Consider the following 20907-nt stretch of genomic DNA (forward strand, 5'->3'; position numbering starts at 1 on the left):
TGGAGCGCCGCCCCGGCGTCGTTAATTCCCACGCCGGTGTTTGTTCTCCTCGGTATCAGATCAGAATGGTCAACGGATTCTCGATGCGGCGGACGAATGCGGCCATCCATTGCGCGGCGACCGCGCCGTCGATGACGCGATGGTCCGCCGACAGGGCGACGGTCATGACGCTGCCCACCGCGAGTTCTCCGTCGTCCACCACGGGTTTGCGCACCGCTCTCCCGACGGCGAGGATGCCCGACTGCGGCGGGTTGAGGATCGCGGAGAACTCCGTCACCCCGTGCATTCCGAGGTTCGACACCGAGAAGCTGCCACCCTCGAGTTCCTTCTGCTGGATCTTCCCCGCGCGGGCACGGCCGGCCAGGTCGGAGACCTGGGTCGCGATCGCCGAGATCGGCAGCCGGTCCACTCCGCGTAGCACCGGTGTGAGCAACCCGCCGTCGACGGCGATGGCGACGGTGATGTCGGCGGTTTCGAAGCGCCTGATCGAGTCGCCGTTCCAGATCGCGTTCGCTTCCGGCACCTCGATCAGCGCCAGGGCGACGGCCTTGAGCACGAAGTCGTTGACCGAGACCTTGCTGACGCCAGCCTCGTTGACGGTGCGCCGCAGGTCCATCAGGGCGTCGACGCGGCAGTCGGCGGTCAGGTAGAAGTGCGGGACCGTCGTCTTGCTCTCGGTGAGCCGACGCGCGATAGCCTTACGCATACCGGTCAACGGAATGTCGACGTAACCCGTTGCGGGCGAATCCTGTTCGCGCACCGGTTGAGCTGCCTTCGCGGGCGCCGCCTGCGAGGGTGTCGGCAGCCGGTCCACGTCGCGGCGCACGATCCGCCCGCCTGGGCCGGTCCCGCTTACCGACGAGAGGTCGATCCCTCTCTCCTTGGCCAGTTTCCGTACCAGCGGAGTGGCGAACAACCGGCGTCCGTTGGCCTGCGGCTGCGCCGGTGCAGGCGTCTCCACCACCTTCTCGACGACCGGGGCGCCGGATTCGGGGTCGCGCACCTCGGGGGCGACGTCGACCTCGGCGCTCTCCCCCGGCGCTGTCACCAGCGCGATCGGTTCACCAACGGCGATCGTCGCCCCGGGTTCGGCGATCAGCTGCGCCAGGATGCCGTCCACCTCGGCGGCGTATTCGACAACAGCTTTGTCCGTTTCGATCTCGGCGATCGGGTCGCCGACGCTGATCTGCTGCCCGACGGTGACCAGCCAAGTCTGGATGACCGCTTCGCCGGCGTTGGCCAGCACCTCGGGCATGCGCACCACGGTCGCCATCAGAGTTGTCCCATGTTCCGCCGCACGTTCTCCAGACCGGCCACGATCTCCTCGACGCCCGCGATCGCGGCCCGCTCGAGCACCCGGGAGATACTGGGGGCGGCCTCGCCGCCTGAGACCCGCTCCACAGGTTGATCCAGCCAGTCGAAGAGTCGCCGCGCAATCTCGTCGGCCAGCCAACCACCGTAGGAGGTTCCGCGGGCGCCCTGCTCGACGATCAGCACGGCGTTGGTCTTGCGGACGCTGGCCTCGATGGTGTTCCAGTCGACAGACGCCCGGTCGAGCCAGCGGAGGTCGATGAGCTCGGCGTCGATGCCCGTCTGCTCGATGGCCTCCGCGCAGCGTGCCACCATCGACAGATAGCTGATGACGGTCACGTCATCGCCGGATCGCCGGACCGCGGCCCGGCCGGGCGGGATGATGTAGTCGAGATCGCCTTCGGGCACCTCTCCGGCGGTGCCGTAAAGGTCGACGTGTTCGATCACCAGCACCGGATCCTGCAGCGCGAGCGCGGCATTCATCAACCCGACGTAGTCGGCGGCGGTGGACGGCGCCACGATCCGCCAGCCGGGGCTGGTGGCGAAGATCCCGGCGGGGTCCATCAAGTGTTGAGAGCCGTAGCCCGACCCCATCGCCACCTTGGTGCGCAGGACGAAGGGCACCGGGTTGTCGCCGCCGAACATGTGCCGCGCCTTCCCGATCTGGTTGAACACCTGATCGGCGGCCACCCACACGAAGTCGGGATACATGAATTCGACGACGGGCCGGAACCGTCCGTCGAGGGCCAGGCCGCCACCAAGACCGGTGAACGCGTTCTCACTGATCGGTGTGCCAACCAACCGGTTGTCGCCGTACTTGGCCAGGCCCTTGGTCGCGCCGTTGGTGCCACCGTTGAGGCGGTGCACATCCTCTCCCAAAATGACGATGCGCTCATCGGTGGCCATCCTGCGGTCCATCACGCCTGCGACCGCATCGACGAATTTCACCTGCCGCCAAGGCCCCGCGTGCTCGGTGGGCTCGAGTACCTCGAGTGACTGCAGCTCGCTGGCGTCACCGCGGACGCCGACGTTGACGAAGCCAGGGTCGGGCCATAGCGCGGGGCGGATGCGGCGCTTGCCCGGTGATTCCGGATCGGGTTCGAGCAGTTCGGACACCGCCGTGGTCATCGCGTCCTGCACCTGCCTGCGCAACTCGGCGACACCGGACTCGTCGATCAACCCGAGCGCGGTCATCTCCGTGGCCATCCGGTCGAGTGGGTCGCGAGCGCGCCACTGCGCCTCCTCGGCCTTGTCACGGTAGCCGAAGGCGCTTCCGGGGTACGGGCCGTTCTGGTGGAAGAACCGGTACACCTCCGCCTCGATGACCGCAGGACCGTCTCCCCGACGCATCCGTTCGGCGGCCTGTTCGGTGGCCAGGTACACCGCCAGCGGATCCATGCCGTCGACGCGCCACCCGGGGATGCCGAATCCCTGACCCCGTACTGACAGGCGGGGGTCGGCGGTGATCTCGTCCACCCGCGTCGAGACCGCGTACATGTTGTTCTCGATGAAGAAGCAGAACGGCAGCTTCCACGCTGCGGCCAGGTTCATCGACTCCAGCACCGACCCGATCTGACTCGAGCCGTCACCGAAGTAGCTGATGGTGAGATCGGTGGTGCCGCTGTGCTTCTGCGCCCAGGCATTGCCTGCGCCCATGGGCACACCGCCACCGACGATGGCGTTGGTGCCCAGCGCTCCGGCTTCGAACCACTGCAGGTGCATGGATCCGCCGCGCCCGCGGCAGTAGCCCTGCGCCAAGCCGAGGATCTCGGCGAGCGTGCGCTGCAGCACCCGTTGCATTTTCGGGCTGACGGCCGCGGCCGGATCGATCACCCCACCCGACACATGGGTGAGCGCTTTGGCGAGGAACTGGTGGTGTCCTCGATGCGAGCCGTTGACCGCGTCGGTCGACCGCAGGCCGACGATGGATCCCACCGCGCCCCCCTCCTGACCGATGCTCGAGTGCGCGGGACCGTGCACCAGCCCCTCACCGGCCAGTTCGAGGACCGTCTCCTCGAACGCACGAATGAGGTGGAGCTCGGCGAGCATCGTGGAAAGGAGTACCGGGTCAGCCGCCTGCCAGTCCTCGTCGGTGGTCGACAGCTCGATCCACGGTGACGCCGTCTGCAGCTGGGTTTGGATTGGCATAGCCCTCATCTCCATCGACCGGCCATCAGTAGGCACGGGTGTGACGCGGCTCCCACTGTAGCCCGATAGGATCCACTTTGGCGAGAAGCTGTCGCAAATAGGTACTTTTCCGGCTATAATTCGCTCTATTGGATCCACTGGAAGGTAAGCCGATGCCCCTGCCCGGACTGGTCGGCACCGACCACATCGGCTTCACCGTGCCCGACCTCGAACAGGCACACGACTTCTTCGTCCGCGTCCTGGGCTGCACGCACGTCTACACGCTCGGCCCCTTCGCCCATGACGACGACTGGATGCGGGTGCACCTCAACGTCCATCCGCGCACGGTCATGCGTGAACTGCGCTTCTACCGGTGCGGTACCGGCGCCAACTTCGAGGTGTTCTCCTACGAGCCCGCCGACGGTCAGGCCCCGATCCCGCGCAACAGCGACGTCGGGGGGCATCACCTGGCGTTCTACGTCCACGACATGGACGCCGCCGTGGCGTATCTGCGCGCGGAGGGCATCCGCGTTCTCGGCGAACCGACGGCCAGCAGAAACGCTAGCGCCGGCCAGCGCTGGGTGTACTTTCTGAGCCCGTGGGACATGCAGTTCGAGCTGGTCAGTTTCCCCGGCGGGAAAGCCTACGAGGCCGAAGCCGAGGTGCTGCTGTGGAACCCGAATCACCCGGCCGACTGAGATGACAGCATGAAATGACACAGTCTCCGGTTCGTGACGGGGTGGCGGGCGCTCGTGTCGCCGACGAGTTGCGCGACGCGATACTGCACGGGGTATACCCGCCCGGCACCCGCTTGCGCCAGGAGGAGCTCGCCCGCCAGTACGGCGCGAGCCGGGTTCCGGTGCGAGAAGCTCTGCGCTTGCTGCAATCCGAAGGCCTGGTCACCACCGTGGCCAACGCCGGCGCGTGGATCGCGAGGCTCAGCCTCGATGAGTGCGTCGAGCTCTACCAAGTGCGGGAACGCATCGAACCCCTGCTGCTGCGCTATAGCCTGCCAACGCTCGACGACCGCCGCATCGATCACCTGGCCGCGTTGGCCGAGCAGATGCGCGAAACCTCGGACGTGGAAAGGTTTCTCGAGCTCGACCGGGAATTCCACCTGGGGAGCTACGCCGATGCGGGCACCACGTTCCTCGGCCCGGCCGTCGAACGGCTCTGGAACACCACCCAGCACTACCGCCGGGCCTTCACCCGCCTGCTCGACGCCGACAGTCGTCGCATCGTCCACGACGAGCATCACATGCTCGTCGCGGCCATCCGGGACCGCGACTCCGACGAGGCGGAGCGGGTCCTGCTCGGCCACATCAGGCGTACCCGGCGCCAACTCGCCCGTCACGCAGAACTCTTCGGCTGACGACCATCCACAGAACCAGGAGCACCATGGCAATCGCGACCATCAATCCGGCAACCGGCCAGACTATCGAGACATACGAACCGCATGACAGTGCCGAGGTGCAGCGGCGGATCGGACAGGCCTTCGAGGCAGCTCAGACCCTACGCAGCACCGACTACGCCCAACGGGCCGATTGGATGCACGCCGCCGCCGACATCCTCGAGGCCGATGTCGAGCGGGCCGCGCAGATGATCACCCTTGAAATGGGCAAGCCCATCGCTCAGTCGCGCGCCGAGGTGCTCAAGTGCGCCAAGAACATGCGCTTCTACGCCGACAACGCCGAATCGTTCCTGGCCGACGACGAGCTGGCCGACCCGTCTAGAGTGGCGGCGTCGGCCGCAGGCACGGTGTGGCAGCCGCTCGGTGTGGTACTGGCCGTGATGCCGTGGAACTACCCTCTCTGGCAAGTGATCCGGTTCGCGGCACCGGCACTCATGGCGGGCAACAGCGGCCTGCTCAAGCACGCCTCGAACGTTCCCCAGTCCGCGCTGTACCTGGACGAACTGTTCGAGAAGGGCGGCTTCCCCTTCGGATCGTTCCGCACCCTGCTGATCGGTTCACGGGAAGTGGCCGCCGTCATCGAGGACAGTCGGGTCAAGGCCGTCACGCTCACCGGATCAGAGCCGGCGGGCCGTGCGGTGGCGCAGACGGCTGGCCACGAGATCAAGAAGGCCGTGCTGGAGCTCGGCGGGTCGGATCCCTTCATCGTGATGCCCAGTGCCGACATCGAGGCCGCCGCGGCCACCGCGGTGAAGGCACGGGTGTCCAACAACGGCCAATCCTGCATCGCGGGTAAGCGTTTCATTGTGCATGCAGATGTCTACGACGAGTTCGTTCGGCACTTCGTCGACAAGATGAATGCACTGAAGGTCGGCGATCCGATGGACGAGGCCACCGACGTCGGCCCGCTGGCCACCGAGTCCGGTCGTGCCGATGTCGCCGAACTGGTGGACGACGCCGTGACCAAGGGCGCCCTGGTGCTCGCGGGCGGCAGTGTGCCGGACCGGCCGGGCTGGTACTACCCGCCGACGGTGCTGGCCGGGCTGACCGACGACATGCGAATCGTGATGGAAGAGGCGTTCGGCCCGGTGGCGTCGCTGTACCGCGTGGCCGACCGCGAGGAGGCGGTGCGCGTGGCCAATCAGACGACGTTCGGGTTGAGCTCGGCTGTGTGGAGTACCGCTGCGGCCGAACAGGACTGGTTCGTCACCCACCTCGATGCCGGCGCGGTGTTCGTCAACGGCATGACGGTCAGCTACCCCGAGCTGCCCTTCGGCGGCATCAAGGACTCCGGCTACGGGCGGGAGTTGGCCGCCGCAGGCATCCGGGAGTTCTGCAACCTCAAGACGGTGTGGAAGGCCTGAGGCGACGCCGGAACGCGAAAGTGCGGTTCGATACGCGCCTTTCGGCATCTTGCGTATCAAACCGCACTCGCGGCGAGCGAGGGGTCCCGCCTAGTACTCGTTGGCGACGAACAGCTCCTTGGCAGGGAACTTGGTGAGGATAACCGGGCCGTCGTCGGTGACGACGACCTCCTCCTCGATCCGTGCCGCAGAAGTCCCGTCAGACGCCGGGCAGTAGGTCTCCATAGCGAACACCATGCCGGCCTGGATCTCCAGAGGGTTCTCCAGTGAGTTCAGCCGGGAGATGATCGGTCGCTCGTGCAGACCGAGTCCCAGCCCGTGCGCGAACTGCAACCCGAAGGCCGCCATCTCGTTCTCGAAACCGAAATCGGTTGCCTTGGGTAGTAATCGAGCGATCTCATCGGAGCCGACACCGGGCCGGATCGCCCCGATCGACCGGTCCATCCACTCCCGCGCTGTCTTATAGGCGTCGCGCTGGCTCTGCGTGGCAGACCCGACCCCGAAGGTGCGGTAATAGCAGGTGCGGTAGCCGTTGAAAGAATGGATGATGTCGAAGAACGCCTGATCGCCGGGACGGATGATCCGGTCGGTGAAGTTGTGGGGGTGCGGGTTGCACCGCTCCCCGGAGATCGCGTTGACTGCCTCCACCTGATCCGAACCCAGCTCGTAGAGCCGCTTGTTGGCCAGCGCGACGATCTCGTTCTCGCGCACACCGGGTTTGAGTGCGTCGACGATGTCCTGGTACACCCCGTCGACCATGGCAGCCGCCTGGTTGAGCAGCATGATCTCGTCGTTCGACTTGATCACCCGGGCGTCGAGCATGCTCTGCTGGGCGTCCACCACCGTCAGCCCCTGGCGCTGCATCTCGAACAGGAAGGGCGGCTCCACGATGTCCATGCCGACCGGTGCATCGGCCACTCCGGCTTCGGTGAGAATCGCCTTGATCTCGGTCACCGCGTCGCGCATCAGGCCGGCGTCCGGCGCGACCGCTCCGCGGAAGCCCAGGAATCCGGCCCGCCAGTTCTCCTGCGGCAGCCACGGGGAGTACAGCTTGTGATGGCGTACCGCCGAACCGAAGTCCCACAGGATCGGGTCACCGTCGCGGGTCAACAGGCAATACCGGATCATCTTGTCGCCGAGCGCTCCACCGATCCAGGTCTGCGTGGTGTAGCGGATGTTGTAGAAGTCGAACAACAGGAACGCCCCACACCCGCTGACCTCAAGCGCCTTCTTGGCCCGGCTGATCCGGTAGTCGCGCAACCGGGCGAAGTCCACCCGCTCCTCGTAGTCGACCCCCATGTGGCCAGGCGCGCCCAGGGGGCGCACACCTGTCATGAGTGCACCGGGTCCAGACCGTCGTCCACCGCGACGTTCTCCGGCTGCAACTCGACACCCGCACCCCGCGCCACCTCGAGCAGCAGCGTGGCGAAGTCCTCGTCGACACCGACGCCGGCGCCGACGGCCTGCGCGACGATCTGCCGGGTGGCCGACGCGATCGGCATCGGCGACTTGAGCGCATAGGCCGCCTCAAGGCCGAGGTCGAAGTCCTTCTGCAGCAGTGACATCGTGAACGTCGGTGTGAAGTCGAGATTGACGAACGCCGGTGACTTGTACTGTGTGAAGGTCGATCCCATCACCGAGTCGTTCAGGAATGCCAGGAAATCGGCCCGGCTGACGCCGCCCTTCTCGACCAGCACGGTGATCTCAGCCAGGCACTGGGTGACCACACCCAGCATCAGGTTGTGGGCGATCTTCACCAGCCGCGCCACCTCACCCTCACCAACGTAGGTGACGCTGCGGCCGAAGACGTTGAGCACTGGCTCTATGGACTCGAAGACCTCACGCGGACCCGACACCGCCACGGTGAGTTTGCCTGCGGCAATGACTTTCGGGTTGCCGCTGACAGGTGTCGCCAAGAAGTCACACCCGCGGGCGTTGGCCGCCTCCCGGATCTTCAGGCTCGCTTCGGCGGAGACCGTCGAGGCGTCGGCGATGATCCGGGGTGAGTCCGGTCCGGTCAACAGGCCGTTCTCGCCGAGCATCACCTCTTCGAGGTCTTTCGACGACGACACCATGGCGAACACCAGGTGGCGGTCGGCCAGGTCCACGGGCTGGGTGACGACCTTCGCGCCGTTCTCGGCCAGTGCGGCGGCCTTGGACGCGGTGCGGTTGTAGACGGTGACGTCATAGCCGGCGTCCAGGAGCCGGGTGACGAGCTGGGCACCCATCCGGCCGGCGCCGATCCAGCCGATCTTCAAGTCAGAGGCAGACATGTTTTTCCTTTTCTGTTTCGTCAGGCCGTGGGTTGAGCGGCCGATGCATGGACCGCGCCGCCGAAGTAGAGATCGGCGATCTCCGGGTTGTTCAGTACCGAGGTGGCCGGCCCGGTGAGCAGTACGCGGCCGCTCTCCATGACGATGCCGCTCGACGCCATTCGCAGGCCGAACCTGACGTTCTGTTCGACCATCAGCACTGCCTTACCGCTGGCGCGCATGATCGCGACGGCTTCGTCGATGACGGTGAGTGATTTGGGGTCAAGCCCGAGGGAGGGTTCGTCGAGCAGGACCAGTTTGGGGTCGAGCATCAGTGAGCGAGCGAACTCCACCATGCGACGCTGGCCGCCGGACAGGTTGCCGCAGCGGATTCCCGTCTTGTCGGCCACGAGCGGGAACATGCCGAGCACCTCGTCGTAGCGTTGCTTGACCAGCGCACGCTGCCGGCGGATCACGTAGGCGCCCATCAGGATGTTCTCCTTGACGGTCAGCGTCGGGAACAGCCCGTTGCTCTGCGGCACCTGGGTGACACCGCATCCGAGTACCTCGTCGGGCGCCAGGCCGGTGATGTCCTTACCGTCGAGCAGGATGCGGCCGGCACTCGGCTTGAGGATGCCGCTGACCGCGCGCAACACCGTGGACTTGCCCGCACCGTTGGGTCCCACGATGCAGCCGAGCTCACCGGCCCCGACCTCCAGATCGACACCCTGGAGGACGTTGCCGCCGCCGTATCCGGCGACCACCCCTTCGAGCTTGATCATGCTGGGTTCCTCTCCGCCACAGGCACTGTCGAGCCCCTGGAGGGGGCTTCGAGTAGGTAGTCGTCGCCGAGGTAGGCGTCGAGTACCAACGGGTCCTTCTGAATCTGCTCGGGGGTGCCCTGCGCGATCACCGCGCCGCGGGCCAGCACCCGGATCGGGTCGCACAGGCCGACCACGAACGGCATGTTGTGCTCGACCAGCAGGAAGGTCTTGCCGTCGGCGTTGAGCTCACGGATCAGGTCGCCCATCCGCTCGATCAGGGTGGGGTTGATACCGCCTGCGGGTTCGTCGAGCAGGATCAGCTTCGGATCGAGCATCAGCACCTGGGCCAGTTCGACGAGCTTCTGCTGCCCGTAGGACAGCGCACCGGCACGGGCGTCCCGGTAGGCGGCCATGCCGACGAACTCGAGCAGTTCCTCGGCCCGCGCGGCTTCCGAGCCGCTGACGGCGCCGATGCCGAGTTGGCCAACGGAGAAGTTCCGCAGCGGCGCAACGACGTTCTCCAACACCGTCATCTCCCGGAACAGGCGGGTGATCTGGAAGGTGCGGCCCAGGCCCCGGTGCGCCCGCGACCACGGCGAGATGTTGTCGATGCGCTGGCCGTCCAACAGGATCTCGCCCTTGTCGGGGGTCATGGTGCCCGAGATCAGGTTGAACACCGTCGTCTTACCTGATCCGTTCGGACCGATCAGCGCGGTGATCGACCCTTCAGGGACGGTGAAGCTGCAGTCGTCGACCGCGTGGTTGCCGCCGAAACTCTTGTGCAGTCCGCGAACTTCGAGCAGCGTCTTGCCGGTCGGCTCCGGTCTGCGCTGCTCGGCCCGCACCAGCGGGCGGTCCAGGGGGTTGAGCCGGGCACCCGAAAGGCCCACGGTGCCCCTGGCTCTCGCCTTCTCGATGAGCGATGCCAGTGTCGGCAGAATGCCCTTGGGCAACACGATCACCAGCAGCACCAGCAGCCCGCCGAAGAGCACCAGGCGGGCGTTGCCGCCGCCGAAGGCCTGGTTGGCGTAGATGTTGACCGGCTGAATGATGAACGCGCCCAACACCGGACCGAAGATCGTGCCGCGGCCGCCGAGGATCACCGCGAGCACGATCAGTGCGCTGGTGATGATGGAGAACATGCCGATCGGGTCGACGAACGACAGGTAGTAGCCGTACACCGAGCCGGCCATGCCGACGAACAGTGCGCTCAGGCCGAACGCCAGCAGCTTGTAGACGGGAGCGTTGACGCCGATGGTGCCGGCCTTGCCCTCGTCCTCGCGGATGGCGATCAGGCCCATGCCGAACTTGGTTCGCCGGATCCACCAGGTCATCAGCACCGACAGCCCCAGCAGCGCACACAAGGTGAGGTGGAACGGCCAGTTGCCCCACGCTTCCGGCCAGTCGGGCAGCGGAAGCGTCAACCCCGCGGTGCCGTTGGTCACCGGCACCCATTCGATGGCGACGAACTGGATGAGGAACAGGAAGGCGACGGTGATGATGACGAACGCCGGCCCACGGGAACGGTAGGTCACCAGGCCGAGCAGCATGGCGACGACAGCGGCGATGACGCCGGCGATCGGCGCCCACACCAGCGGTTCGATGTCGGGGAACCGGGTGGCGAGGATGGCGCCGACGTACGCCCCGATGCCGATGAACGCGCCCTGGCTCAGCGACAGGTAGCCGGTGAACCCGGTGATGACGTTCAGCCCGCTGGCACCGATCGCCAGCACCAGCGACAGGATCACCACGTTCTGCGCGGAGATGCTCGGCGACAGCGGGAAGAGCAGGATCACCGCGGCCGCGGCGGCGACCACGCCCCGGCTGAGCCAGCGGTGCAGCCCCGGGTCGAGCAATCGTGATTTTCTCTGGCTGGTCATCATGCCACCGCGTCTTCCCGCAGCCGGGTGCCGAGGATGCCCTGCGGCCGCGTGATCAGCACGACGATGATGACGAGGAACGGCACGGCGACCGGCCATGCCGCCCCGACGTAGGCCGTCGCTGCCATCTCGCCCACCCCGATGACCAGTGCGCCGAGGATCGCGCCGGGCAGACTGCCCAGCCCGCCCAGCACGACGATGGCCAGCAGCCGGGCGATCCACTGATAGTGGGTGCCGGGCAGGAACGGGTAGATCGTCGACAGCATCGCCCCGCCTGCACCAAGGGTGGCAACACCGATGGCGAAGGTGAGCGCCGCGATGGTCGCCACGCTCACTCCCACCAGCAGCGCGCCGCTCTCGTTCGACGAGGCAGCGCGGATCGCCCGGCCGGCCCAGGTGTGGTTGAGCAGGAGATACATCGCTCCCATCACGGCCACCGCGATCACCGCTGCGATCAGCATGGCCTGCGGGATGTACAGCGGCCCGAGAGCCACCGAGGCGTCGGTGTAGGACACCACCACCGTCGACGAGGTATTGCCCCAGATGAACCCCATGATCCCCTCGAGCATCAGCGCGATTCCGAAGGTGGCCAGCACCGTCATCGATACGTGCGAGTTACGGACGTGCCGGATGACCAGGACATACACCAACCAGCCGAACGCGAACATCACCGCCATGACGATCGGGATGGAGAGCAACGGGTCGAGACCGAGGTTCCGCCACAACGTCAACGTGAGGAAGGCGGCCAGCACCGCGAACGCGCCGTGCGCGAGGTTGATCACCCGCATGACCCCGAAGATCAGAGTCAGGCCCGAGGCCATCAGCGCGTACAGTGCGCCGACGAGCAACCCGAGGACGAGCGTCTGGACGAGGGAGGTCATGATCAGCTCCTACTGGTCTTGCCGGGGCTCATAACTCGCCGCCGTGCCAGCGCATGATCTTCTGCGACGTCGCGACCTCGGGGGGGAGCACGACTTGCGAAACCCCGCCCTGCCACTGGCCCACCAGGAATTCCCCCTTGGGGCTGCCGTCGGCGTTCCAGCTCAACGGGCCGAGCAGGGTCTCAACGCTGTTGGCGTGCAACCAATCCGCCAGCTTGGCCTGGTCGTCGATGGATCCGACGGCGTTGACAGCGGCCGCCAGCACTTGCCCCGCGGCGAAGCCGTCCGCGGCATCTTCCGGCGGGTCCTGGTTGAACTTCTCCTTGAACCGCTTGACGAACTCGGTGTTGTCCTTGGTCTCGGCGCGCGGGCTGTAGCTCGACGAGAAGAACACGCCCTCGGCGTTCTGCGGGCCGACCGCGTCGAGGTACTGCTGGCCGTATGTGGGTGAGCTGCTCTGGTAGAGGATCGACGGCTGGTAGTTCGCCCGGTTCATCGAGCGGACCATGTTGACGCCGTCCTCGAACTGGGCTCCCTGTACCACCATCTCAGCGCCGGCGTCGCGCATGGCGTTGACCACGGAGTCGAAGTTCTTCGTGCTGGCGGGGTACTGGTCCTTGTACACGGTGCGGATGCCCGCGGCCGAGAGGATCTTCTCGGCGCCCTCGACGACGGGACCGGCGAACGGATCGTCCAGTGAGGGATATGCCGCGGTCTTGGGACGCTGCTCCGGGGGCAGCTTCGCAATCCACTCGGCGAATACCTTCGCCTGGTCGGTGGCGATGGCCTGCTGCGCGAAGAAGATGTAGGAGAACCCGCGACTGAACATGTCCGGCGACCCGCACGACGGGCACACGAACAGCATCTTGTTCTTCTCGGCGATTGCCGAGGCCGGGATGTTGAGCAGCGACGACTGGCTGCCCAGCAGCAGGTTCACCTTGTCCTGCGAGATGAGGTTGTTGTAGTTGCTGACGGCGGTCTCCTGCTGGGTGGCGTCGTCCTTGATGACGATCTCCACCTTCTTGCCCAGCAGCCCACCGGCCTCGTTGGTCATCTCGACCCACGTCTCGTAGCCGTGCTGGGTGTCCAGACCACCCTGGCTGAACTCGCCGGTCAGTGGCAGGGATGCGCCGATTTTGAAAGTGTCGCTGTCACCGCCGCCGTCGGCGGTACACCCGGTCGCCGCCAGCGCGACGATGGCTGCCGCGGCGACCGCACGAAATGCAGTGCTGATTCGCATGTCCAACCTCTCTGTCAGACCGATTGCCCGGGCGTGCCAACATGTTGCGTAGGTCACATGCAATCGATTGCAGTGCATCGTCACACAGCGCTCGGCGGGTGTCAACCGCTTCGTCGCCGGACGGCGCCGTCGCAAGATCCGGGGGACTACCGGCGTCCCAGCGCACGGTCTACAGTCGAGCCGCAAACGATTGCAGATTGGCGGGTTGGTGGCGCACACCTGGTTCGGACGGGGGTTCCGGCCCGGCGCTGGGCTGCTGCGGTGCGGCCGCTGACATGATTCTGCTCCTCGCCGCGTTCGTCTCGATGATCGACCGGTCGGTGATGCCGCCACTGGTCCCCGTGATCGCGGACGACCTGGGCGTCGACCTCGAAGCGATCGGTCTGTCGCTGACGGTTTACGCCGTGTCGTATGCGGCGTTTCAGCTGGCCTGGAGCACGCTGGCGGCCCGATTCGGGCGGGTGCGCATTCTGGTGCTGTCGACCGCGCTTGGCGGGGTGGCAAACCTGGCCACCGCGGCCGCCAGCGACCCCCTGACCTACAGCGTCGCCCGCGGTGTCTCGGGCGCGATGTTCGCAGCGACCATCACCACCGTCCTCATCTACTACGGCGACACCCTGGCGATTACCAAGCGCGCCGTGGCCAACGCGAACCTCGCCGCGGCGATCTCGATCGGACTAGCGACCGGGACTGTCGGGGCCGGCGCCATCGCCCAATGGTTCGGCTGGCGTTGGGTTTACGTCGTGATCGCGGCGTTCTCTTTCGCGCTCGTCACGGTGCTGCCCCGGTTGTCGGACGCCGCAGGCACCACCGGGGAGCGTCTGATGCCCTCGCTGCGCAGGCTCGCGGCCAATCGGTGGGCGGTGAGCATCCTGGTGTTCACCGTCGTCGAAGGCGCGCTCCTGGTCGGGGTCTTCAACTATCTCGCAGTGGCACTGCAGGCCACCGGTGCCAATGTGCTTGTCGCCGGGGCGGCGACGTCGGGATTCGGTGCCGCCGTGGTGATCGTCAGCCAGTTGATGAGACTGATCCTCGGACACTGGCCGGCCTGGGTGCTCATGCTGGTGTCCGGTATCGCGATCGTCTGCGCGTACCTCCTGATGGCCGTCGTCACGTCGCTGGCCACCGTCCTCGCTGCGGCCATTCTCCTCGGCCTCGCCTGGGCCGCAGGGCATACCACCATGCAGACCTGGATGACCGACGCCGCGACCGACAGCCGGGCCATCGGCATGTCCTTCTTCTCGATCGCGCTGTTCGTCGGGGCGTCGATCGGCGCGGCGGTCGGCAACGTCGCCGCGGGTGCGCACCGCTTCGGGGTCCTGTTCACCGTCGCGACCGTGGTGGCCGTCGGCTATGCGGTGGTGACCAGCGTCGCCCGCGCCCGCTACGTGGTCCGCGAGTAGCTCAACCCGTCAGCACAGCAGGGCGCACTACCTCGTCGAATCGCGCTGGTATGCCGGATAATTCGGGGGCGGGCAGGAAACGGCCCCGCAGGTCCACCAGCGTCCGCAGGGCCGCCGCGTCGACGCTGCCGTCTCCGATGAGGCCCCGCGCCGGGTCACGCAACACCGCGACGTGCTTCGCCGCTCCAGCGTCGTCGAGCGACAGCAGCCGGGCCGCGGAGCCGGTCGCTTCGGCATCCAGGTCGCCAGCGACGATGCTGCGCGCCGTGTCCGCCAGCGCGTTCACCAACCGGTCGACGACCGCCGCGCCTGGCGCTTCCCGCAAGCGCGCGATCACCGTTCCCAGGTACGGGCCGAGCCGGGTGACGTCGGCGAGCAGCGCGCATCCGCGCATCTGGGCCACCAGTTCGTTGCCGGCGTTGAGCACGGTCGCGTCGCAGCCACCGGTGTGCAGAGCCGCGACCCGCTTGGGCGTCGACCCGAGCGCGACGATTTCGAGCGCGGAGTGCGACAGTCCGAGCTCTTCGAGCAGTGCGTAACCCACGAACGCGAACCCCGACGTGGGAACGTCGACTCCGAAGCGTCCCCCGGACAACTCCGCCGGCGCGGTGACGCCGGGGCGCGCGCCCAGACACAGCCCGAGACCGCGGTCCACCCCGGCGACGATCTCGACATCGAACAACTGCCCCAACGGATTCGCCGGTAGGAAGCGGTAGGCCAGTACATTGTCGGGGCTGGTGAAAACCGCGTCGTACTCGCCGTCGTGCAACGACCTGAACTGCGCGGGCGAGGACGGCACCGCCACGTCACGGACGTCGAGGCCGGCCGCCGCGAGCCGACCGGTCTGGCGCGCGACGTCGAGAAGCACCGAAGGGCTGAATACGCCGAGTTTCAGTTGGTCCACGAATATCTGCAATCGATTGTAGGTACGGTGAGCGAAGCCTATCGAGTGAGAGGGGTTCACGTGGGCGCACCGGACTTTTCAGCCATTCACGAGGACGTGCCGGGGTCGGATCGGCCGGTGAGCTACCATCTGGCCGAGACCTGGGACGGCCTCTACGTCCCGTACGCCCTCCGGGTGCCCTCGCCGGACGGAACCGGCTTTCCGTTCGTGTTCCTCGCCTACGGCAACGGCGGCGGTGGTCTTGAGTGGCTGCGCCGACGGGTGGCGACGCACGGCTACATCATGGAGCGACTTCTCGACGCCGGGTACGCCTGCGCCTGGGGCCGGTACCGCACCGAGGTCGAGCTCGGATTCCATCGCGGCGGCCGGCTCGTGGCCGACCGCAGGCAGGGGATGGACCTGCTGAGCCGCTCGCCGCTGGAGTTCGAGGACGAGCTGGCCATTCTCGGGCACGTGGCCGGTCATCCGCAGATCGACGGCGACCGGCTCGGTCACGTCGGGGTCAGCCATGCCGGCGAGATGCTGTTCAAGATCGCGTCGCAGTACGACGGCCCGCTGCGGGCCGGGGTCGCCTGCGAGCCCGCCAACCACGAGTTCCTCGATCTCACGCCCGACGATTCCGCCTTCACGAACCCGGACACCCAGCTGCGCAACATCGAGGAAATGCAGATGCGCGATCCGTCATACGTCCGGTCGCGGATCAACGAACCACTGGCGCTCGAGCGGATCGCGCCCATCACCCTGCCCATGCTGGTGATGGGCCGCGACGACGACCACCTCCAGGGCGTCTTCCGGCTGAGCTACGACCTGCTGGCAGGCACCGGCAAGGAAGCCTCATGGGTCTCGTGGGACCACCCGCTGCACGGCTACATCTTCCCGGTCGCGGGCACCGACGGGAGATACGAGGTCGACGCCGTACAGGACCGCGCAATCGACGGAGTCATCGCCTTCCTCGACCAGCACCTCGCCGCCGGGTCGTCCCGCCCGGACTGACCCTTGACCCCGCACACCGCCGCGCACATACTGACAGCAATCGATTGCAAGGGAGTGACATGGCCACCGCGAACATTCCACGCATCACCTACGTACCGCTCGAGCAGATGGACGAGCGCATGCAGGCGGAGATGAAACGGTGCGCAGAGCACGGGACTCCGCGGCCGGAAAGCTCCGCCGTCCGTGCGCACTCACCGGAGGCATTCTGGGCCTTCGCCGACAGCTGGAAATCCGTGTTCCACGGTGGCGTGCTCGATCACGCGATCAAGGATCTGTGCCGGGTCTACATCTCCAGAACGGTGAAGTGCGAGTTCTGCGGTAATCAGCGGTCCGAGAAGGCCACCGCGGCGGGCCTGCAGGAGCAGCAGTACGACCAGCTGCTGAACTTCGAGACGTCCGACCTCTACGACGACCGCCACAAGGCCGCGCTCGCCTACGCCGAGGCCATCGCCTGGGGCAGCCAGGATCTCGACGGGCTCTGGGAGCGCCTGCACGCGCACTTCTCGGAGCAGGAGCTCGTCGAGCTCGGTTGTTTCATCGCGCTCACCTTCGGCCAGCAGAGCTGGATCCGACTGCTCGGCATCGACCACCACCAGTACATGGCCGGCACCGGCGCGTCGATGGCCCCGGGTTTCGAGACCGCCGAGAAGCTCGCTGCCAGCAAGGCCGACGGCGGCTACTGGGCAGCGCCCAGCCACGCCTGAGTCGCCAGTGCCGCCCATCTCGACAGACGACGCCACTGCCCCGTTCCGGCTGAGCGTCAACGGTCGTGACTACGACGTCGACGTTCCGGTCGGCACCTCGCTGCTCGAGGTGCTGCGCAACGACATCGGCGACAAGTCACCGAAATTCGGCTGTGGACTTGGCCAGTGCGGGGCATGCTTCGTCCTGATCGACGGCCACCCGACGCCCGCCTGCGACACCCCGGTCGAGTATGTCCACGGCGACGTGCGCACTCTTGCCGGCCTCGGACGTCCCGGCGCGCCGCACCCCGTGCAGTCGGCATTCCTCGAGCTGCAGGCCGGGCAGTGCGGCTACTGCGTCGCCGGCATCATCGTGAGCGCGGCCGCGCTTCTGCGCGACAATCCCCGGCCCACCCGCGAGCAGGTGTCGGAAGCGTTGGAGCGCAACCTCTGCCGCTGCGGAACACATGTGCGGTTCGTCGACGCAGTGCTGGCGGCCGCGGGGTCGACACCGGGCTCCGAGAGGTGAGCTCCGAGCTGCCCGCCTCGCTGGTCGCCAATCCGTGGATCTCCACCTGGCTGACCGTCGCCGACGACGGTGCCATCACACTGCGCGTCGGCAAGGTCGAGCTCGGGCAGGGGATCCTGACGGCGCTGACCCAGATCGCCGCCCACGAACTGGACGTCCCGCCCGAGGCGGTCAGGACCGCCGCGACCAACACGTCGTCGTCACCTGACGAGGGGCTCACCGCGGGCAGCCTGTCGATCATGTCCTCCGGCGCGGCGGTCCGGCGGGTATGCGCCGAGACCAGGGAGCTGTTCCGCTGCGCAGCGGCGCACCGGTCGGGACTCGACACCGCGCAGATCCGGCTGGTCTCCGGCGCGTTCGTGGCGCCAGACGGTGCCCGCATCGGGTCGTACGCCGACCTGTCCGGTGTCGTGGACCTGCACGTCCGCGTCGGCGACGCGGCCCTGCAGGTCGAGTTCGCCCCTGCCACGTCCAAGGACCTCGCTCGCATCGACCTACCCGACAAGGTCCTCGGCCGCCCGCGCTTCATCCACGACCTCGACTTCGACGGCATGCTGCACGGCAGGGTCGTGCGTCCCCCAGGCCCGGGCGCGCACCTCGAAGAGGTTGCGCTCGAAGAGGTTTCGACCATGCCCGGCGTCGACCGGGTGGTGTGCGACGGTGACTTCCTTGCCGTCGTGGCCCGCCGGGAGGGGCAGGCCACCCGCGCCGCCGACGCGTTGGCTGCGGCGGCCTCCTGGTCTGCCGGTGTCGAGCTGCCCGACACAGATGACCTGCAGAGCTGGTTGCGCACCGCCGAGACCGAAACCCGTCGCATCCGCAACGACGGTGCCCGGTACGACGACGCCTCCGTGGTCGTCGCCGCGACGTTCTCCCGCCCTTTCCTCGCGCACGCCTCGATCGGCCCCAGCTGCGCCATCGCGCATTTCGACAACGGACGGCTCGAAGTGTGGAGCCACAGCCAAGGGGTGTTCACCCTCGGTCGCGCCATTGCGGCCGCCCTCGAGCTGAGTCCGGAAGCGGTCGTGGTGCAGCACGTCGAAGGCCCGGGCAGCTACGGGCACAACGCCGCCGATGACGTCGCCATGGACGCCGCCCTGCTGGCCACCGCGATCCCGGGCAGGCACGTGCGGGTGCAGTGGAGCCGGGGCGACGAATTCGCTTGGGAGCCTTTCGGTCCGGCAATGGTCGGTGATGTCACCGCCAGCGCTGACGGCAACGGCACGATCACCGACCTGTCCTATGAGCTGTGGACGAACGGTCACACCGCCCGCCCCGGGTACGCGCCACGCCACAGCCTCTTGGCCGACGCGCACCGAGCCGGCGTCGCACTGCTCCCCGCCGCCGTCGACCCGCCTGCCGAGCGCGGTCACGGTTCGGCACGCAACGCCGAGCCCTACTACGACATCGCCAGGGTCGATGTCACCGTCCACCGGCTGCTCACGATGCCGATCCGCACGTCCTCACTGCGTTCCCTTGGCAGCCACCTCAACACGTTCGCACTGGAATCCGTCATGGACGAGTTGGCTCGGGCGGCCGGACGCGATCCGTTGCAGATGCGGCTCGACCACCTGTCCGATCCGCGGGCTCGGGCCGTGTTGCGCACCGCGGCCGCCGCCGCGGACTGGGGGGCTCCCCTGCCGGATGGTCACGGACGCGGAATCGCGTTCTGTCGCTACAAGAATCGCGGCTCGTACTGCGCGGTCGTCGCCGACGTCGAGGCGACCGACCGGCTGCACGTCACGCGGCTGACGATCGCCGTCGACGTCGGGCGCGTCGTGAACGCCAACGGGGTGCGCAACCAGATCGAAGGCGGCGCAATCCAGGCGACCAGCTGGGCGCTGTTCGAACAGGTGCGCTTCGACCGGCACTCGATCACCAGCACCGACTGGGAGACCTACCCGATCGCGCGGTTCAGCGACGTCCCCGCGCTCGAAGTGCATCTGCTCGACCGTGCCGACGAACCCCCGCTCGGCGCCGGGGAGGCCACCCAGGGACCGGCGACGGCCGCGATCGGCAATGCGCTCGCCAACGCCCTCGGTGTCCGGGTCAACACGCTGCCGTTCACCCGCGAGCACATCGTGGCGGCGATCAACGCCGTCCCGTGAGCCGGTCGGCCATCCAGTCCGCCGTGCGGTACCGGTGTGCGGCAAGCACATTGGCACAGCCGTGGTTGCCGTCCTCGAGCAGCAGGAACTCACTTCCGTCCACCTCACGGTGCAGCCGCTCGGCCTGCTGCCACGGAATCAACCGGTCCTTCTTGCCCGCGACGACCAGCGTCGGGCACCGCAGGGTCGAGGTGCGCCCCGCCATGGTGAGCGTCATCGCCATGGCCCTGGCGTCGTTCGCACTCGTCGAGCGCGACCGGACCGTGAACGTCTCGCGGGTCAACGCCGGGAGCATGTCCCAGTTCTGCCCGAACGTGTAGGGACCGCACAGGCTCACACACGCCCTGATCCGCTCGTCGCCGCTGGCGAACCGTGGTGCGTAATAGCCGCCGAGGCTCACACCCCACACACCGAGGCGATCGGCGTCGATGTCGTCGCGCGCGACCAACGCGTCGACGAGTGCCCGGCCTGGTACCTCCCAGTCCGCGCGGATCGGGAGCTCGTACTCGGCTTCCCCCTGCCCTGGGCCGTCGACGCTGAACGTGGCAAGGCCGCGGGCGAGGAAGAGGTCCTCGGTCGCCCGCAACTCCTCCTTGGTGGAATCCAGACCCGGCACCATGATCACCGCCGGATGGGGTGACCGCCCCGCCGGCTTCCGCAGGATTCCGTAGATCGTCGAGCCTTCGAACGGCATCTCGATTCGTTCGCCGGGTGGGTCGAGATGTGGCAGTGCGGCATTCAGGCAGCGCACGGCCGCGTCATGGGCGGCACGCATCTGATCGAGATCCCGGACGTAGACGAACTTCGCGAAGTGGTAGACCACCGCCGCGGTGCTCAGATGCGCCCCTGCGGAACGGACCCGACCCTGGTCGAGCGCCTCGATTCCGAGGTCTTCGTGCACACGAGCCGCCGCCGACCAGGCGTCGCACCAGTCATCCCAGGACTCCAGGGAGCTCATCACGCGGTCGAAATCGGCGGGCGGGACACCGTTGGCGGTGAACCGGGGGCCCCAGTGCGACCGGGCCGAGGCGACATACTCGTCCACTGTCGAATACCC

Annotated in this window: 18 protein-coding genes; 8 read left to right on the forward strand and 10 right to left on the reverse strand. The window is 67.3% G+C overall.

Annotation, left to right across the window (positions count from 1 at the left end; genetic code table 11):
- Positions 1-55: 55 nt before the first annotated feature.
- Together D6M19_RS02265 and D6M19_RS02270 are read right to left on the reverse strand one after the other, a co-directional pair.
- Positions 56-1273 carry a dihydrolipoamide acetyltransferase family protein gene (locus D6M19_RS02265; protein WP_123023502.1) on the reverse strand — a complete coding sequence of 406 codons (1218 nt, stop codon included), beginning with the start codon at positions 1271-1273 and terminating at the stop codon, positions 56-58.
- Positions 1273-3459 (reverse strand): alpha-ketoacid dehydrogenase subunit alpha/beta, encoded by a 2187-nt coding sequence (locus tag D6M19_RS02270; protein WP_123023503.1) that lies wholly within the window; start codon positions 3457-3459, stop codon positions 1273-1275. The genes D6M19_RS02265 and D6M19_RS02270 overlap by 1 nt, the downstream gene beginning before the upstream one ends.
- 152 nt (positions 3460-3611) lie before the next feature.
- Here D6M19_RS02270 and D6M19_RS02275 point away from each other — a divergent pair, with 152 nt between their 5' ends.
- The 3 genes from D6M19_RS02275 to D6M19_RS02285 are packed head-to-tail and all read left to right on the forward strand — an operon-like array spanning position 3612 to position 6213.
- Positions 3612-4136 carry a VOC family protein gene (locus tag D6M19_RS02275; RefSeq protein ID WP_123023504.1) on the forward strand — a complete coding sequence of 175 codons (525 nt, stop codon included), beginning with the start codon at positions 3612-3614 and terminating at the stop codon, positions 4134-4136.
- Between the two features lie 14 nt (positions 4137-4150).
- The gene (locus D6M19_RS02280) at positions 4151-4810 is read left to right on the forward strand and encodes a GntR family transcriptional regulator (protein ID WP_123023505.1); all 660 of its coding nucleotides are present in this window, start codon (positions 4151-4153) and stop codon (positions 4808-4810) included.
- Between the two features lie 26 nt (positions 4811-4836).
- The gene (locus tag D6M19_RS02285) at positions 4837-6213 is read left to right on the forward strand and encodes an NADP-dependent succinic semialdehyde dehydrogenase (protein WP_123023506.1); all 1377 of its coding nucleotides are present in this window, start codon (positions 4837-4839) and stop codon (positions 6211-6213) included.
- 90 nt (positions 6214-6303) lie between these two features.
- Here the strand turns inward: D6M19_RS02285 and D6M19_RS02290 are convergent, their stop codons facing one another.
- From D6M19_RS02290 to D6M19_RS02315, 6 genes are read right to left on the reverse strand one after another with little or no spacing between them, the layout of a single operon-like run.
- The gene (locus D6M19_RS02290) at positions 6304-7548 is read right to left on the reverse strand and encodes a M24 family metallopeptidase (RefSeq protein ID WP_123023507.1); all 1245 of its coding nucleotides are present in this window, start codon (positions 7546-7548) and stop codon (positions 6304-6306) included.
- Positions 7545-8486, reverse strand: coding sequence for an NAD(P)-dependent oxidoreductase (locus D6M19_RS02295; protein WP_123023508.1), 942 nt, complete (start codon positions 8484-8486; stop codon positions 7545-7547). Before D6M19_RS02295 ends, D6M19_RS02290 begins: the two co-directional genes overlap by 4 nt.
- Positions 8487-8506: 20 nt before the next feature.
- The gene (locus D6M19_RS02300; protein ID WP_123023509.1) at positions 8507-9247 is read right to left on the reverse strand and encodes an ABC transporter ATP-binding protein; all 741 of its coding nucleotides are present in this window, start codon (positions 9245-9247) and stop codon (positions 8507-8509) included.
- The gene (locus D6M19_RS02305; protein ID WP_123023510.1) at positions 9244-11109 is read right to left on the reverse strand and encodes a branched-chain amino acid ABC transporter ATP-binding protein/permease; all 1866 of its coding nucleotides are present in this window, start codon (positions 11107-11109) and stop codon (positions 9244-9246) included. Before D6M19_RS02305 ends, D6M19_RS02300 begins: the two co-directional genes overlap by 4 nt.
- Entirely contained in the window at positions 11109-11990 is an 882-nt protein-coding gene (locus tag D6M19_RS02310) for a branched-chain amino acid ABC transporter permease (RefSeq protein WP_123023511.1), read from the reverse strand. Before D6M19_RS02310 ends, D6M19_RS02305 begins: the two co-directional genes overlap by 1 nt.
- A 28-nt stretch (positions 11991-12018) precedes the next feature.
- Entirely contained in the window at positions 12019-13230 is a 1212-nt protein-coding gene (locus D6M19_RS02315; RefSeq protein WP_164478292.1) for an amino acid ABC transporter substrate-binding protein, read from the reverse strand.
- 275 nt (positions 13231-13505) lie between these two features.
- Here D6M19_RS02315 and D6M19_RS02320 point away from each other — a divergent pair, with 275 nt between their 5' ends.
- Positions 13506-14633, forward strand: coding sequence for an MFS transporter (locus tag D6M19_RS02320; protein ID WP_164478293.1), 1128 nt, complete (start codon positions 13506-13508; stop codon positions 14631-14633).
- A gap of 1 nt (position 14634) precedes the next feature.
- Here D6M19_RS02320 and D6M19_RS02325 read toward each other — a convergent pair whose 3' ends face one another.
- On the reverse strand, positions 14635-15537 hold the full coding sequence (locus tag D6M19_RS02325) for an ABC transporter substrate-binding protein (protein WP_123023513.1): 903 nt from the start codon (positions 15535-15537) through the stop codon (positions 14635-14637).
- A 60-nt stretch (positions 15538-15597) separates the two neighbouring features.
- Here D6M19_RS02325 and D6M19_RS02330 point away from each other — a divergent pair, with 60 nt between their 5' ends.
- The 4 genes from D6M19_RS02330 to D6M19_RS02345 are packed head-to-tail and all read left to right on the forward strand — an operon-like array spanning position 15598 to position 19850.
- Positions 15598-16530 (forward strand): alpha/beta hydrolase family protein, encoded by a 933-nt coding sequence (locus D6M19_RS02330; RefSeq protein ID WP_123023514.1) that lies wholly within the window; start codon positions 15598-15600, stop codon positions 16528-16530.
- Positions 16531-16589: 59 nt separating this feature from the next.
- Positions 16590-17234: a carboxymuconolactone decarboxylase family protein gene (locus D6M19_RS02335; RefSeq protein WP_123023515.1), complete on the forward strand. Its 645-nt coding sequence runs from the start codon at positions 16590-16592 to the stop codon at positions 17232-17234.
- 7 nt (positions 17235-17241) lie between these two features.
- Positions 17242-17742 (forward strand): (2Fe-2S)-binding protein, encoded by a 501-nt coding sequence (locus tag D6M19_RS02340; RefSeq protein ID WP_234834653.1) that lies wholly within the window; start codon positions 17242-17244, stop codon positions 17740-17742.
- On the forward strand, positions 17739-19850 hold the full coding sequence (locus D6M19_RS02345) for a xanthine dehydrogenase family protein molybdopterin-binding subunit (protein WP_123023516.1): 2112 nt from the start codon (positions 17739-17741) through the stop codon (positions 19848-19850). The genes D6M19_RS02340 and D6M19_RS02345 overlap by 4 nt, the downstream gene beginning before the upstream one ends.
- Here the strand turns inward: D6M19_RS02345 and D6M19_RS02350 are convergent.
- Positions 19834-20895 carry an alpha/beta hydrolase family protein gene (locus tag D6M19_RS02350; RefSeq protein ID WP_206428419.1) on the reverse strand — a complete coding sequence of 354 codons (1062 nt, stop codon included), beginning with the start codon at positions 20893-20895 and terminating at the stop codon, positions 19834-19836. The two genes, D6M19_RS02345 and D6M19_RS02350, sit on opposite strands and share 17 nt — an antisense overlap.
- Positions 20896-20907 lie beyond the last annotated feature (12 nt).

The sequence above is a fragment of the Mycolicibacterium stellerae genome, assembly GCF_003719305.1.
In the GTDB taxonomy this organism is placed as follows: domain Bacteria; phylum Actinomycetota; class Actinomycetes; order Mycobacteriales; family Mycobacteriaceae; genus Mycobacterium; species Mycobacterium stellerae.